The sequence below is a fragment of the Arthrobacter sp. TE12232 genome (assembly GCF_054062615.1).
In genome coordinates this window covers 365,505-380,059 of the sequence record NZ_JBSSFK010000001.1, presented here as the reverse complement: position 1 = coordinate 380,059, position 14,555 = coordinate 365,505, and the positions used below count along the sequence as shown (strand labels likewise).

The window sequence follows — 14,555 nt, the reverse complement described above, 5'->3', positions numbered from 1 at the left end:
GCCTGCGTACCCTAACTCACAGACTCAGTCCTCGGTCCCGCCTCCGTGGATGCCGGCAAGCTGGAGGGCATAGCAGCAGCCGCCCTGCAGGACCCGGCAGCGGAGTTGCAGTCAGCCAGCGCCACAAAGTTCGCCGATGTTCAGCATGAACACTGGCGGCCTCTGGCGGGTCGAAGGCACAGCACGGACCCGAGACGGCGCCGGCGGCCCCCGCCCGGGTCGCAGCATTCAGCACCGTCGTTCAGCTGGTTCAATCCCCGTTGCTGTGGAGCGGCATCAGGCAGGTTCCTCCGAACGTCAGAGACGACTTGGTCCGCTACTATCCGCTGCGCACCGAAGTCGATGTTCATGCCTCTGGCCTGGCGGAGGCCATGCCAGCCGGCGGCCGGCTATCCGACGTCTACCGAATCGACGAACTGGACGGCCAATGCACCGCCATCTGGATGGAGGACATCCCCGAAACTCCGGGTGGAGAGTGGTCTGCGGGCCGGTTTCGGGACGCCGCGATGCTTCTCGGCAGGCTGGCCGGCAGCAGTGAGGTGTGGGATGGCGGCCCCGGCATTTCCTCCGCCAGAGACGCTGCCAGGATGCGGTTCCATCTGGCTACCGCGAACTCTTCTCCCTAGAACCTGATAACGATCCGACAGTACAGCCAACCGCATTCAATGCAATACCGCCGTCCATGAACGCGGATGCATCCGATGGTCAGTCCTACCGCCTCGGGATGGCCAGGTTGCACGAGCACCAGAGTCTGCCCCTTGTGATCCTCGTTGGTTCCAAAATCTTCAGTACCACCGACCCACGTAATGGGCTCTCGCTGCCAGCCCGTTGGCGCTGTCAGACCCAGTTCTTCGACAACATGGCTGACATCTTCGCCAGGCTTGAGTCGGCGAACCGTCAACGCACGGATGAAGTCATGCAGAAAATTTTGGAGCTCAATCACGTCCAGCAGAGAATCGTTAAGACGATCACCCGTGTCCATCGGAACCTCCCTCAAGTACGCCCAAGTCTACGATCGATTTGGGAGAATTTCATTTGGTTTCGCGGCCGGAGATGCGCGTAGCTGGGGTCAGGAAGATGTGACGCGACCACATTTGGGTTAGCCGCAGCCCAGACGAAGCTCGGGGATATCGTTGGCTCCTTGACAGCGCGCCTGATCAGGCGAACCATGTCGGGTAATTGGCCTACAGTCGGGAGAATTCCGCCGCCGGCGGACTGGCGCAGGCGCTGGCGAGCATCGGACTCGCGCCTCCGGTTTGGGCCATTTGGGGAGGGTTTGAATCATGACAAATTTCACGCGGGTGGGCGACAGCGGAGCATTGGCTGGTGCCGCTACTGATATAGCGGTTGAGCAGCTCGGGTTTTATTCGCTGACGGCGGTAAGAACGGGGTCGGGCAATCTGAAACTGATCAATTGGAGCACTGGCGGCCCGGGCGCTGTTACTCGGAACTCGGACAGCGACGATCAGGCAGGCGAGGTAAGCGCGATTGCCGTCGCAAGAAATCGGAACCTTACCGTCACCGCCGTCCGCGACGGCAGCGGAGATCTGCTTCTCATTTCTTGGGATGACGGGATCGGTTCGGGCCCCATCTCTCGTCTCAAAGACACTCATGGCAAAGCTGGGGCAGCCAGCATTGTCACCATCGTGCCGGGGCCGCCGAAGACAGCAGCGGACCTGGTGACGGCGGTTCGGGCGGGCAATGGCTCTCTGAAACTCATCAGCTGGGCTCTCGACAACGCCACGGGAACGATCACGCGTCTGGGCGACAGCGATGACCAGGCGGGCGCAGTAAGCCTCATCGCGGTCTCGGTGCCGTTGCCGAATGTTGTGCTCACCGCCGTTCGGGCCGGTAATGGCAAGCTCAAACTCATCAGCTGGGGCTTTTCCGAAGACGGCAAGAATATTTCCCGCCTGGGCGACAGCGGTGACCAAGCCGGTGAGGTGAGTGAAATCGCCATGGCGGGGCTGGCCACGGCGGTCCGGGCTGGCAACGGCTCGCTGAAGCTCATCAGCTGGTCGCTGTCACCGGACGGTACGCAGATCCAGCGGCTCCACGACAGCGACAACCATGCCGGCCCCGCAACCTGCATCTGCATCTCGCGTTTAGGCGACGCGCGATACGTGACGGCGGTGCGCGCCGGCAACGGCTCCTTGAAACTGATCAGTTGGGATGTCGATCCGAACAGCGGAATTATCCAAAGAACTGGGGACAGCGATGACAAGGCGGGTGCTGTCAGCGAAGTCGCTTTGGCAGTTCCCAGTGGAAACAACATCACGACTGCGGTGCGCGCCGGCAACGGGACGTTGAAGCTCATTACGTGGCGGATGGAGGACTAGAGGCCATATGAAGCGCGCGGGTGGGCTGACATAGGACTGGAACCAGGGTGCAAGGAGGTTCGGGGGTTATCCGGTCCGCGGCCTTGAACTGGACTGGTCCTGGCAGAGAATCCCGGGGAAGGCATCGGGAAGCTGTCCCCGGAGCAGGCCGAGATCCCACGGTTGCGACGTCAACTGGAGGTGAGCGAGAGCCGGTTGAAACGATCCGACGCAGCCCTTGGTGTGATCGGTAAGATACACGCCCCCTCGTGCTGTGCTTATTCGGGGCCGGTCGTATTCCGGAGGTCGACTCTTACTGCCGGAATGAAATCGCCAGTCAAAACTGTTCCGCACGGACGGCCGTTTCGGCAGCCCGGTTGGGGCGCCGAAGTGGGCCAGAAAGAGGGTGTGCACATTGTGCACACCCTGGGCTTCGGATCGGGTCGTATGTCGGCCGGATCGGGTCGGATTCCGCATGTTTCCGGGGGAGCCCAGTGTTTGCGGGGGAGGGAATGCAGTTCGAGTCCCACCTCGGGCACGTTTTTTCCCTGTTCAGGGGCTTGTGGGCCGCTGAGTGTGTACAAATCTCCTTTTATGGCCCCTGCGGGGCCCATTTTTGTAGGCGGCAGTTGCGCTCTGGCGGCTCCTTCTCTTGGCCTGGGACAGCGGTGTTGCTGTTCACTCCTTCATGGCCGGGAGCGCCTGAAACTGCATGACTTGCTTGGACTTGGGATCAAACCCTCATGGTCATCGCTGTTGGCGGCCGGAACCCTTGGGAAACTCTCGTCATGTCCTCGATGATGATTTCGAGCACCGGACAGGGGCCGGGCGAACGGATCGAGTTTGGTGACGACCAGGGTGCCCCCGGCCCGGTAGCCGCCCCGCTTTGTTGACTCCCGACCGTTCCCGTCGCGCCGAGGTGACCATTGATCCGGTCCTCGGGGACGCCCAGACGCGGGGCTATTTCATGACGCGGGCGCCGTGGGATTCCTGTACCGCCACTACGGATCACCTTCCCCGGATGAGGTCCAGACACACGGTGCGGGCAGACAAAAGTCGGACTCGCGCATGGCAGGCCCGCCTGCCGCAATCCATTTCGAAAAGGAGCCTCCAGTGTCCAGACCACACACGGTCCTTGCAGGAGCGATCGTAGCCGCGGCAGCCATCGCACTGCTCACGAGCTGCAGCACGTCCAGCCCCGGCACCAGCGTCAGCAGCGCCAGAGCGGAGAAGAACGTTTCGCAGGCCTGCGCTGCTGCCAGCGCCTTCGCCGGGTCCCTGACAAATTTCAAACAGACACTAAAGCCGGGCGCCACGATAGAACAGATCAAATCGGCAAGGGAACAGGTCGCGAAGACCTACGACGACCTGGTCAAGGCCAGCCAGGAGGTAGCCAAGGACGAGATGGACGCCGTCAAACCGGCCGAAAACAAGTTCGACGCAGCCGTCAGAGCCGTCCCGGATGACGCCTCGCTGACCCAGGCAGCAGCATCCCTGCGGGACGATGAAGCTAACGTCCAGGCCGCCATCAGTGACCTCCAGACGGCGACCAAATGCTGATGCCCAGGCTCCTCCGGGGGACCTGCGCCCAGCTTCGGCACGGTCCAGGATGCATCCCCGTACAACACCGCTCCCATCGAAAGCAGCGAAGCTGACATGAATTTCTTGGAAGACTTTTGGGACCCTCTTGTGGTGGTTTTTCTGCCTGTATGCCCTGATCGCCTTCCTCTGGGCGTTGTTCGCAGTCATCGGCGATCTCTTCCGCGACGACAAGCTGAGCGGCTGGTCGAAGGCCCTCTGGATCCTCTTCCTGGTCTTCGTGCCCTTGTTGGGCGTGCTGGTGTATTTTGATTGCCCGCGGAAAGGGCATGGCGGAGCGGTCCATGGAACGGGCGCGGGCCAACCGGGAGTCCTCGAATGCCTACATCCGCAGTGTCGCGGCAGCTAGTCCCAGCGAGGAGATCTCCGAAGCCACGGCTGTTCGGGACTCCGGAACCATCAGCGCTGACGAGTTTGAAAGGATCAAGACCTAAGCCCTGGTCTGAGAGCGCCATCGACCGGCGCCGCGAGGCAGCAGAGATGCAGCACTCCTCGGCCGACGCTGTAGTGGCTGTCCTTTCGTGGCCTGTCGGGTCAGTCAGCTAGTTTGCAGGCGCCGGGACCGGCGACGAGGTGCCGGGGCGGTCCCGTGGGTGTGTCCGATGGCCTCGAGCACCACGGCGGGCAGGCTCTGGGTGCTCATCATGATCTCGCGCTGCCGGCGTGCGCCCGTGCCGGTGGTCAGGATCCGGGCCACTTCCGAGGTCACTTGCTCCTCGTCCCCGCTGTCGGCCAGGGCTGGCCGGATATGGGAGAGGAGGACCTGGACCACTTCGGCGGCCGGGCATGGAGCGTTCAGCAGGGGGTGCAGGAGGGTGTCGTCGACTCCTGATTGACTTGCCTTCCACGCCGCCAGGCGCAGTTGCCCGGCGGATAGCGGGGGCGCAGAAATCCCGGCGCGCCATTCCTGGGCGGCCCGTTCAACGAGTGCCCGCACGATCGCGGCAATGGCGGCCGCGTGTGAGGCCTCCATGCAGACGTCGGCAATGCGCACCTCCACCGTCGGGTGATTCCGGGAGAGGCGCGCGTCGAAGTACACCATGCCCTCGTCGAGGAGTACGCCCGTTGTCAGCAGGGATTGCACGTACCGGTGGTATTCCCGTTCTGATCCGAACCTTTCGCTGGGCCCGGCGGTCGGCCAGCGGTTCCACACCTGGTAGCGGAAGCTTGCGTATCCGGTGTCGGCGCCCTGCCAGAAAGGGGAGTTCGCGCTCAGCGCCAGCAGCACGGGCAACCAGACCCGGATTCGGTCCAGGACTGCCACCCCTTCCTCACCGTCGGTGATACCGACATGAATATGGAAGCCGCAGGTGAGTTGCTCCCGAAGCGTCAACCCGAACCGGGTTGCCATGTTCAGGAAACGGGGCTGCGGTACGAGGGTAGGACTGGCCGGGACGGGACTGGTGGCCACGGCGGCCGCTCGTGCGCCCACCGAGCGGGCCGCCTCGTCGGCAAGCCGCCGGCCCTCTCGGATCCCCGCAATTACTTCCTGGAGCGTGGAACAGACAGGGCCAACGGCCTCGAGCTGCTCTTGCTGGACCTCCAAAGCCAAGAATGGGCCGCCACTCGTTCCGGGGTGCTGTGGGGCCTTGGCCAAGCACGCTTCCGCGGCGGGTACGGGCTGCCCCGTCGTGGCATCGACGAGCAGGAATTCCTCCTCGACGCCGAACGTCCTCTGAGCCCCGCCGCCAGAACGGTTGGGTGGTCTCGTCATTGAAGAATTCAAGGCAGCTCCTAACAGGAAGGCCTCCAGCCCTGCTGCGGCAGGGCGGCTGCCAATGACGCTATACAGCCTCCTCCACGAGCCATGACCACCGGCTCGCTCGCGCTGCTGATTTCCCCAGAATATCCCCGACAAGAGCCTGCCGGAAGGAAAAGCCTGTTGTAAGACGGTCATCCAGACGCAAGTGCCCCAACGGGCCCCACCTTGCGGGCAACGGGACGCGTAACGGAATGTCGGGGCAGTGATGCGGGATTACCGGAGGCTCGTCCCTCCGCACTGGCAGCGGTCGTAGGCGCGATGGGTTGACCGGTGATGCTCCGCGCACGACAATGCGAACCATGAGTGATCATCGCAGCTTTTCCGAGCCGGCTCCGTTCACCGCCGGTGACTTCGCCGAGCGGTTGCGGCGAGCAGCTCACGCCGCCCAGGATGCCGGGCTCGACGGCATCCTGGTCACTCCTGGACCGGACTTGCTGTACCTCACGGGGTATGCGCCCGTGGCCATCACCGAACGCATCACCATGCTCGTGGTCCCCGTCGACGCGGAGCCCGCCATGATCGTTCCGAGGCTCGAGAGGCCCGACGCGGAAGCAGCCGCCGGCGCCTCGATGCTGAGGATCACCGACTGGACAGACGGGAGCGACCCCTACACGGAATCTGCGGCGCTGATGGCTGGCACCGGACGTTATGCCGTCTCTGACTCGGCCTGGGCCATGCACCTCCTCGGCCTGCAGGACCGACTGCCCAAGTCGTCCTACGTCTCGATGACGTCCGCCCTGCCGATGCTTCGGGCGATCAAGGATGACGACGAGATCGAGCGGCTGGCGGCGGCTGGCGCGGCCGCAGACCAGGCGTACGAGGAGATCGTCACAGTGCGGTTCGCTGGGCGCAGCGAGGCTGACGTCGGCTCTGATCTCGCGGACCTGCTTCGCCAATTCGGTCATTCGCAGGTGGACTTCACCGTCGTCGGTTCGGGTCCGAACGGCGCCAACCCTCACCACGAGATCGGCCCGCGGATCATCGAGGACGGTGACATGGTGGTGCTTGACTTCGGCGGCCTCAAGCACGGCTATGGATCAGACACGACGCGGACTGTGCACGTCGGCGAACCCACCGCCGAGGAGCGCGAGGTTCACGACGTTGTCAAACACGCACAGCAGGCCGGGTTCGAGGCCGTGCGGCCAGGAGTCGAGTGTCAGGAGATCGATCGAGTGTCCCGGGCGGTGATCGCTGAAGCCGGCTACGGCGACTACTTTATTCACCGGGTCGGGCACGGAATCGGATTGACGACCCATGAGCCGCCGTACATGGTCGAGGGCGAAACCCAGATCCTCCACCCCGGCATGTGCTTCTCGATCGAACCCGGAATCTACCTGCCGGGCAGGTTCGGCGTAAGGATCGAGGACATTGTGACGGTCGTTCCTGACGGCGGACGGCGACTCAACCAGACCTCGCACGAAATGAGAATAGTCCACTAGTCAGCCGACGTGCTCCACACACTGACGTGGACCCGGAACGAGATCGCTCCTGAGAGTCCTCAGGAGCGATCTCGCATTGGCCAGGCCGAGCGCTGGGCAGAACCCATGCGACCCACCGATGCCGCCGGCAGGCGCGATTTGGCCGATGCAGGCAAGCAGGTAGTCCGGCTTAGCGGCCACGGCCGAACCGCGGCCGTTGCCCCAGTCACAGAGCGTGACTGGTTTATGCGAACCTCATCAACGCGGTGGTGGTCGTCCACCGGTACGGGCGGGGGCGGCTAGCCGGACAGGGTGGTGTAGTGCTGGAGGAAGAGGGCCAGGGACTCGGCCAGGGCGCTGATTTCGCCCGGATCGACGCTCTCGTTGGGTGCGTGGATGAGTGCGAGCGGTTCTTCGACGCCCAGCAGGATGATTTCCGCGTCCGGGTAGGTGTCGGCGAAGACATTGCAGAGGGGGATTGATCCGCCCTGGCCCAGGGTGGTCATCGGCTGCCCGTATGCCTCGGCCATTGCGGCACTCATGGCATTAAACGCCGGCCCGCCAACTGCCGCCTTGAAGGGTGACCCGATGGCCTCCAGGTCCACGGCGACGTGGACTCCCCAGGGGGCGGTGGCCTTGAGGTGGTCGACCAGCGCTGTGTGGGCGTCAGCGGCTGCCATGCCGGGCGGGACGCGCAGGTTCAATCGGGCGGCGGCCCGCGGTACGATCGCCGCGGTCGACCCCGTCACCGGCGGGCAATCAATGCCTAGCACGGTGACGGCCGGACGCGCCCAGAGCATGTCGGAAACGGTGCCACTGCCTAGCAACGTGACGCCCTCGAGCACCCCGGCGTCGGAACGGAACTGCTCGGGCGGGTAAGGTGCGCCCGTCCAGGTCTGGACGTTGTCCAACCCGGTGACAGTGGTGTTGCCTCGCGTGTCGCGCAGCGATGCCAGCATCGAGATCAGAGCGGCGAGGGCATCGGGCGCTGCGCCGCCGAACATGCCTGAGTGGAGTTCGGATGTCATCGCCTCCACGCTCACCACGACGTTGACCATGCCGCGGAGGGTCACTGTGGCCGCAGGGTGTCCCACGGCGGCGTTGCCGGTGTCGCAGACCAGGATGGTATCGGCTCTGAGCAGCCCGGGGCGGCTCGCCACGAATGCCTCGAGCCCGCCGGTGCCCTGTTCCTCCGATCCCTCGACAACGAGCTTCAGATTCACCAGTACGTCGTCGCCGAGCGCCCTGAGTGCGAGAAGGTGGGCGAGGATGTTGCCCTTGCAGTCGGCGGCGCCGCGGCCGTACCAGCGGCCGCCCACTTCGGTGAGTTCGAAGGGCGGGGTGCGCCACGCGGCATCATCGAGGGGTGGCTGCACGTCGTAGTGCGCGTAGAGGAGCACGGTGGGCGCCTCCGGATCGGGGCCCGGTCTTGAGCCGACGACTGCGTCGGAGCCGTCCGGCGTCCGCTCGAGATGGGCATCGGAAAATCCGAGCTCAGCGAATTTTTCGAGCACCCACTGAGCGGCCCTGGCACACTCCTCGACGGGGAACTGCCGCGGGTCCGCCACAGACCGGATGGCGACGAACTCGGCCAACTCCTCCCGTGCCGGTCGCATTAGTTCGGTGATGCGGTCTCGGAGGTCCACGGCTCACGCACCACCCGTGCGGTACGTCTTGAGGGCATTGATGAACTGCTGGAACTCAGCGAGCTGGTCCGGGCAGTAGACCTTGATAATCGCGACCTCGCCGATGGCGATGCGGGCGTTCGCGATCACGGGCCTGTTGCCTGGCCCGGTGGCCCCGTTCGTCAGCTGGCTCAGGAAGGTGGCCCGGCTCAGCGCATTGTTCGGGTTCGCGCAGACCGCGCCGCCGTCGTCGCCGAGTACACGGGCTATCTGTTCGCGCGAGGGGGCCGTCCCACCGGCCGATTCGATCGTCGCGATCAGCTGGTCGGCCTTCGTCAGGGACTGTTGCGTCTCCCTCGCCTGCCTGAAGTTCAGCAGTGCGACAACGGCGAACACCACGAGCAAGGTCATGGCAACGATGTAAATGACCGAGCGGCTGCGCTTGGTCGAGGACTCAGTCTGCGTGCTCATGACTTCGGCACCTCCGTCTGCGTTTGTTGGTCGGGCAGCTTCCAGGAGGGCTTGCGGAACCTATAGAAGAGGAACGGCACGAGCAGGCCGAGCCCCAGTGCGCCGCCGCCGACGATCAGGAAATAGACAAGCGGATCCCCGTTGCCGAATTGCGACGGCGGGACGAACCCGACAAGCAGCGCGGCCAGGGAGGCTGCGAATCCTACGCCGCACAGCGTCAGCAGCATCGGCGCTCGGAAGCCACGCGGGTGCTCAGGGTCGTTGCGGCGGAGCCGGACGGCGGCCACGAACATGAGCAGGTACATGATCAGGTAGACCTGCGTGGTGATCACCGAGAAGATCCAGTACGTGCTCGAGACGTCCGGGATCAGCGCATATCCGAGAGCGATCACGGTGGTGACGAGCCCCTGGATGACCAGGAGGTTCTGCTGGATGCCGTTCTTGTTCAGCTTTTGCAGGAACGGCGGGAGGTAGCCTTCCTCACGCGAGATCAGCAGCAGGCCCTTGGACGGACCGGCCAGCCAGGTCAGCATGCCGCCGAGGGAGGCCGCGACGAGCATGATGCCCAGGATCGGCGTGAGACCTTGCATGTTGAAGGACGCCAGCACCGCGTCGAAGGCCTGCATGACACCCGCGGTGAGGGAGAGCTCATCGGCCGGGACGATCCAGCTGATCGCTAGCGCCGGCAGGATGAAGATGAGCAGTACGAGTCCCATGGCCAGGAACATCGACTTCGGGTACTCCTTGGACGGGTTCTTCAGGGAGGACACGTGCACCGCATTCATCTCCATGCCGCTGTAGGACAGGAAGTTGTTCACGATCAGCACGAGGCTGGCCAGTCCGGCCCACTCGGGGAAGAAGTTTGCCGCGGTCATCGGAGCGGCGGACGGATTGCCCTGGCCGAGGAAGACCACACCCAGGATGACGAGCAGGGCGCCCGGGATCAGGGTGCCGATGATCAGGCCACCGCTGGCCAGGCCTGCCACGCCCTTCGTGCCGCGAGAGGAGACATACACGCCGGCCCAGTAGAACACCACGATCACCAAGGCTGTCCACACGCCGTTGCTGGCCAGTGCCGGGTTGAAGACGTAGGCGAGCGTGCTCGCGACGAATCCCAGCAGGGTCGGATAGTAGAAAATCGTCATTGCGAACTGGCACCACACCGCCAGGAAGCCCATTGGTTTGGAGATTCCGGACGATACCCAGTTGTAGATGCCGCCCTTCCATCCGGAGGCCAGCTCGGCGGACACGAGGGAGGTGGGCAGCAGGAAGACGATCGCGGGAACCACGTAGAGGAAGACTGAAGCGAGGCCGTAGACGGCCATGGTCGGGGCCGCTCGGAGACTGGCGACCGAACTGGTGGTCATCAGCGCCAGGGCCACCCAGGAGATCCACACGGCAGGGGGCGCCTTCGGCCGGGTCAGTGCCTGTTCGCTCACGGGAGCCACATCCCGGGGCGCCCCGTGGTCTGTGCCACGGGCCAGGCGGAGCTATACCGCCTGGGGCGAGTAGTCGACGGTTTGAACATGCCACTGCCCCCTTATCACACAAAGTTCTCGGTGCCTACAGCATGGACTTAGAAATTAGCAGGGAACAGTCCCTAACTCCCCTATGCGTCAGGTCTGCGGGGTGCTAATTTGCGCGGTTTCGGGTGCGTTTCCAGAGCAGGTCGGTGATCAGGGCCAGGGCGAGGATAACCGCCAGCGCGGCGGCGGTGGCGGGTTCGTTGACGAGCGTGGTGGTGCAAAATACGACGAACGTTCCCAGGGTCGCGATCAGGGCGATGATGAGCATGAAAAGCAGGGCACCGGTCTCCCGGTACACCTTGAAGTGGGCCAGGGTGACGGCGGAGAAAATGAGCAGTGCTACCGCACTTCCGAGCGATGCGATGCTGTTCAGGTTGAACAGCAGCACCATTACTGCCGCGAGGCCGGCCATGACCAGCAGCCCGACCGGTACTTGCCGGCGGCCCAGGGAGCGGCCGAAAACCGGTGGGAACTGGCCCACCGAGGCCAGATGCCGGGTCATCCCCACAGAGGGGTAGAGGCTGGCGTTCACCGCCCCGGAAGTAGAGAGCAGGGCCGTGATGACCATCAGTACGTAGCCGAACTGGCCGAGCGTGGGCTTGGCGGCCTCGGCCAGCGCCGTGGCGCCGTAGGCGACGACCTGGTCGGCGGTCAGCGTCCCGAAGACGCCCAGGGAGACGGCTACGTACACCGTGGTGGCGATCGCCAGCGCCAGATACATGGCGCGGGGCAGTTGACGCGACGGGTCAGGCAGATCCTTCGCGGTGAAGGTGATGACACCGAACCCGAGGAAGGCGAAGAACGTCAACGCCACGCTCGCGACGATCTCGCGAACGCCTGGGTAGCCCGCTGGGTCGAGGAGCGTCGGGTTCCAGTTAACGATCGTGACGATCGCGAACACGGACAGGATGCCCAGCACCACCTTCACGATCACGGACTGGACTTTTGCCACCGCCGTGGACCCGACGGCGTTCAGGAAAGTCATGACCGCGATGAGCGCGACGGCGAACACCTTGGCCCAGCCTGGGTCACGATTGGTCAGCACTGCACTGGCATAGCCGCCGAAGGACGACGCCACCATTGCTCCGACGATCGCTCCGGTCACATAGAACAGCCATGAAACGATCCCGGTGACGTGGCCTTCTCCGAACCCTCGGGCCAGGTAGGCGAGCATGCCCCCACCGGAAGGATAGGTGGCGCCAAGCTTTGCAAACGAGTACCCCTGAAGACCTGCGATGGCTCCGGCGACCAGAAAGGACACCCACACGGCCGAGCCGGCGACGGCGCCCGCTGCTCCTAAGAGGGCGAAGATTCCCGCGCCCACCATCGAACCCACGCCGATGAAGGCCGCTTGAATGACGGTCATCTGCTTCTTCGGAACCCTGGTCGACATGGTGGCCCTCCCCGTCGTTGGGCCCTCGCGAACGGCCCCGCCTGGAGGCTACCACTGTGCCTCCGGTCTGCGGAACCGGTCAACGGCCTGGATGCGGCACCGGAGGGCAACATGTCCCGCCAAGCTCCTCAAATAGTCCGACGCGCGGGTGAGAGGTCAGCTAGCCTCTGACCCCGGGGCGAGGGAGCAACTCCGGGCGCCAGCGGCACGAGGTGATGTTAGCCAAGGACCCACGACCGGGAACGGCAAGGCTGGGAAACCCGGCGGCACCGGCGGCTACCGGGCGTTGAAGACGTCCGGGCCGAAGCTGTTCTGGCCGGCCGCCCCCGCGTATCCGAGCCGGGGTACTGAAAAGATGTCCTCGATGCTGGCGAGCAGGCTGTAGTGGTTGTACATCCTGTCCGATGTTGTTCCCCCTTTGGTGAACGGCGAGATCACCAGCGCGCCGACCCGCCCGCCAGCCGTGCCTCCGGGGACTCCCGACGGACCGGAGGTCTTGCTGTCGGCTTCGTCGAAGGTAATGACCAGCACCCCGTCCTGTTTGAAGGCCGGTGAGTCCAGGATGCCCGGAATCTGCTGCTGCAGCCAGCTGTCGGCACTTTCGAGGCCGCCCGGCCTGCCGTCGACGCAGGGGCTGTCGTGCCCGTCATTGCACAGGTTGGGTGTGATGTAGGAAAGGTTCGGTGTCGTGTCCGGGGACTTCAGATCATTAGCGAAATGGGTGTAGTCCACGACGTTTTTCTGGCAGTCCGGGGAGGACGTGATTTCCTCAAAGTACACGAACGGGTTGTGGCGCGTTGCGTACTGGTCGCCGACTTTGGCTCTCTGGCGATCGTCCCTGGAATCGAGTTCGGGATGCTGGCAGGGAGCGCCCATGTCCTCCATGTAGCCCTTCCAGGTCTTGCCGGTAGAACGATCGCTGGAGCTCCTCTTCTCCCGCAGTCGTCCCCCCGTGTTGGAGGCTTTCGCAGCCCAGTTGGACGATCAGTTGACGGGGTTGCCGAGTTCGCGCAGCGGGGTCTTGCTGGTTTCGCGGGCCCATGCGGCGCCGGCGACGGCCAGGAGTGAGGAGGCGGCGACGATCCAGGCGGCCGGGCCCCAGTTGGCTTTGTCCCCACCGACCAGCGCGGTGCCGAGCAGCGGGGTGAAGCCGGCGCAGAGGATGCCGATCTGCAGGCCGATCGCCATGCCGGAGTAACGGACCTTGACGTTGAACAGCTCGGAGAACCAGGCCGGGTAGACGGCGTTCGAGGCGGCGTAGGTGCCTGCGGTGATCAGCGTGCTGGCCACGAAGATCATGGGGATGTTGCCGGTGGAGATCACGGAGAAGTAGACGAAGATCATCAGCCCGGACCCGATGACGCCGGTGATGAAGACAATGCGGCGTCCGAACCGGTCGGAGAGGCGGGCCGCGAGCGGCTGCGTGACGATTGCGATCACGTTGCCGAGGATGCTGACCGTCAGCATGGTCGATGCACTCACCCCGACGGACACTGCGTAGGCCAGGCCGAAGGACTGCATGAAGGTGTTGGTAACCACTTGGAAGGACATGAGGGCGACCTGGAAGAACTGCGCCGGGTGCGTCTTGAACATCTTGGCGAAGGGCAGCTTCACGAGTTCGCCGTGGTCGTGCTTTTCTTCGAAGACCTCAGGTTCTTCCAGCGTGCGGCGGACGAGGAACGCGACGATCAGGACGAAGATGGAGAGCCAGAACGGGATGCGCCAGCCCCAGGCGAGGCGGTCGGCTTCGCTCATGGCGGCAACCGGCAGGAACGCCAGCGAGGCCAGCACGATGCCGAAGGAGATGCCGCTCATCGCGAAGCTCGCGAAGAAGCCGCGGCGGCCGGTGGGGGCCTCTTCCATGGTCAGGGCGGAGGCTCCGGCGGTTTCGGCGCCGGCGGAGAGGCCCTGCATGAGGCGCAGCAGCACCAGCAGGGCCGGTGCCCAGTATCCGGCGGTGCTGAAGTCGGGCAGCATGCCGATGAGGAAGGTTGCAGCGCCCATCATGACCAGGGTCAGGACCAGTGTGGACTTGCGGCCGATTTTGTCGCCGAGGTGGCCGAAGAGCACCGCGCCGAAGGGCCGTGCCACGTAGGCGACGCCGAAGGTCGCGAAGGATGCCAGCAGGGCGGCCGTGGGGTCGCCGGGCGGGAAGAAGATCTTGGAGAAGATCAGCGATGCCGCGGTGGCATAGATGAAGAAGTCGTAGTACTCGAGGGCGCCGCCCAGAAACGCGGCCAGGGCCGCCTTCTTGGCTCGCTTGAGCTTACGCTCCTCCTCGACGACCGTGGGGATGGTTGCGAGTTTGGTCATGGTGCTGGTCCTTCCGCACTGAAAGACGGGGATTTGGAGATGGGAGATTTTTAGTGTGTGCGCATACCGCGCATCTGTGCGGTATGCGATTATGGAATAGCATACCGCAGCGTGAGGTGCCTCACAACGA

13 protein-coding genes are annotated in these 14,555 nt (G+C 64.3%); 5 read left to right on the top strand and 8 right to left on the bottom strand.

Translation table 11 applies throughout. The features are described from left to right. Positions 1 to 622: 622 nt before the first annotated feature. Complete coding sequence (locus tag ACVWZ7_RS01685; RefSeq protein WP_456506731.1) at positions 623 to 982, bottom strand: hypothetical protein; 360 nt, start codon at positions 980 to 982, stop codon at positions 623 to 625. A 301-nt stretch (positions 983 to 1,283) separates the two neighbouring features. Between ACVWZ7_RS01685 and ACVWZ7_RS01680 the strand changes: the two genes are divergently transcribed. From ACVWZ7_RS01680 to ACVWZ7_RS01665, 4 genes are all read left to right on the top strand, one after another. Then, a complete protein-coding gene (locus ACVWZ7_RS01680) occupies positions 1,284 to 2,339 on the top strand; it encodes a hypothetical protein (protein ID WP_456506730.1) in 1,056 nt (351 codons plus the stop codon). Between the two features lie 1,092 nt (positions 2,340 to 3,431). Then, positions 3,432 to 3,878, top strand: coding sequence for a hypothetical protein (locus ACVWZ7_RS01675; protein ID WP_456506729.1), 447 nt, complete (start codon positions 3,432 to 3,434; stop codon positions 3,876 to 3,878). 127 nt (positions 3,879 to 4,005) lie between these two features. Continuing rightward, positions 4,006 to 4,266 carry a PLDc N-terminal domain-containing protein gene (locus ACVWZ7_RS01670; protein WP_456506728.1) on the top strand — a complete coding sequence of 87 codons (261 nt, stop codon included), beginning with the start codon at positions 4,006 to 4,008 and terminating at the stop codon, positions 4,264 to 4,266. After that, positions 4,187 to 4,351: a hypothetical protein gene (locus ACVWZ7_RS01665; protein ID WP_456509165.1), complete on the top strand. Its 165-nt coding sequence runs from the start codon at positions 4,187 to 4,189 to the stop codon at positions 4,349 to 4,351. Before ACVWZ7_RS01670 ends, ACVWZ7_RS01665 begins: the two co-directional genes overlap by 80 nt. 104 nt (positions 4,352 to 4,455) lie before the next feature. On the opposite strand, the gene ACVWZ7_RS01660 is transcribed toward ACVWZ7_RS01665, so the two are convergent. Further along, the gene (locus ACVWZ7_RS01660; RefSeq protein WP_456506727.1) at positions 4,456 to 5,631 is read right to left on the bottom strand and encodes a glutamate--cysteine ligase 2; all 1,176 of its coding nucleotides are present in this window, start codon (positions 5,629 to 5,631) and stop codon (positions 4,456 to 4,458) included. 347 nt (positions 5,632 to 5,978) lie between these two features. Here ACVWZ7_RS01660 and ACVWZ7_RS01655 point away from each other — a divergent pair, with 347 nt between their 5' ends. Further along, positions 5,979 to 7,118, top strand: a complete 1,140-nt coding sequence (locus tag ACVWZ7_RS01655) for an aminopeptidase P family protein (RefSeq protein WP_456506726.1) — start codon at positions 5,979 to 5,981, stop codon at positions 7,116 to 7,118. Positions 7,119 to 7,396: 278 nt separating this feature from the next. Here ACVWZ7_RS01655 and ACVWZ7_RS01650 read toward each other — a convergent pair whose 3' ends face one another. From ACVWZ7_RS01650 to ACVWZ7_RS01625, 6 genes are all read right to left on the bottom strand, one after another. Continuing rightward, complete coding sequence (locus ACVWZ7_RS01650; protein WP_456506725.1) at positions 7,397 to 8,743, bottom strand: M20/M25/M40 family metallo-hydrolase; 1,347 nt, start codon at positions 8,741 to 8,743, stop codon at positions 7,397 to 7,399. Between the two features lie 3 nt (positions 8,744 to 8,746). Beyond that, positions 8,747 to 9,193, bottom strand: a complete 447-nt coding sequence (locus ACVWZ7_RS01645) for a hypothetical protein (RefSeq protein ID WP_456506724.1) — start codon at positions 9,191 to 9,193, stop codon at positions 8,747 to 8,749. After that, positions 9,190 to 10,632 carry an APC family permease gene (locus tag ACVWZ7_RS01640; RefSeq protein ID WP_456506723.1) on the bottom strand — a complete coding sequence of 481 codons (1,443 nt, stop codon included), beginning with the start codon at positions 10,630 to 10,632 and terminating at the stop codon, positions 9,190 to 9,192. Before ACVWZ7_RS01640 ends, ACVWZ7_RS01645 begins: the two co-directional genes overlap by 4 nt. A 193-nt stretch (positions 10,633 to 10,825) precedes the next feature. Next, positions 10,826 to 12,112 (bottom strand): APC family permease, encoded by a 1,287-nt coding sequence (locus ACVWZ7_RS01635; protein ID WP_456506722.1) that lies wholly within the window; start codon positions 12,110 to 12,112, stop codon positions 10,826 to 10,828. 276 nt (positions 12,113 to 12,388) lie between these two features. Next, on the bottom strand, positions 12,389 to 13,054 hold the full coding sequence (locus ACVWZ7_RS01630; protein ID WP_456509048.1) for an alkaline phosphatase family protein: 666 nt from the start codon (positions 13,052 to 13,054) through the stop codon (positions 12,389 to 12,391). A gap of 42 nt (positions 13,055 to 13,096) precedes the next feature. Further along, positions 13,097 to 14,425 (bottom strand): MFS transporter, encoded by a 1,329-nt coding sequence (locus ACVWZ7_RS01625; RefSeq protein WP_456506721.1) that lies wholly within the window; start codon positions 14,423 to 14,425, stop codon positions 13,097 to 13,099. Positions 14,426 to 14,555 lie beyond the last annotated feature (130 nt).

Coding starts and splice junctions, on each gene's coding strand:
- ACVWZ7_RS01660 (WP_456506727.1), bottom strand. CDS start 5,631: ATGACGAGACCACCCAACCGTTCTGGCGGCGGGGCTCAGAGGACGTTC.
- ACVWZ7_RS01645 (WP_456506724.1), bottom strand. CDS start 9,193: ATGAGCACGCAGACTGAGTCCTCGACCAAGCGCAGCCGCTCGGTCATT.
- ACVWZ7_RS01680 (WP_456506730.1), top strand. CDS start 1,284: ATGACAAATTTCACGCGGGTGGGCGACAGCGGAGCATTGGCTGGTGCC.
- ACVWZ7_RS01635 (WP_456506722.1), bottom strand. CDS start 12,112: ATGTCGACCAGGGTTCCGAAGAAGCAGATGACCGTCATTCAAGCGGCC.
- ACVWZ7_RS01665 (WP_456509165.1), top strand. CDS start 4,187: ATGGCGGAGCGGTCCATGGAACGGGCGCGGGCCAACCGGGAGTCCTCG.
- ACVWZ7_RS01685 (WP_456506731.1), bottom strand. CDS start 982: ATGGACACGGGTGATCGTCTTAACGATTCTCTGCTGGACGTGATTGAG.
- ACVWZ7_RS01655 (WP_456506726.1), top strand. CDS start 5,979: ATGAGTGATCATCGCAGCTTTTCCGAGCCGGCTCCGTTCACCGCCGGT.
- ACVWZ7_RS01625 (WP_456506721.1), bottom strand. CDS start 14,425: ATGACCAAACTCGCAACCATCCCCACGGTCGTCGAGGAGGAGCGTAAG.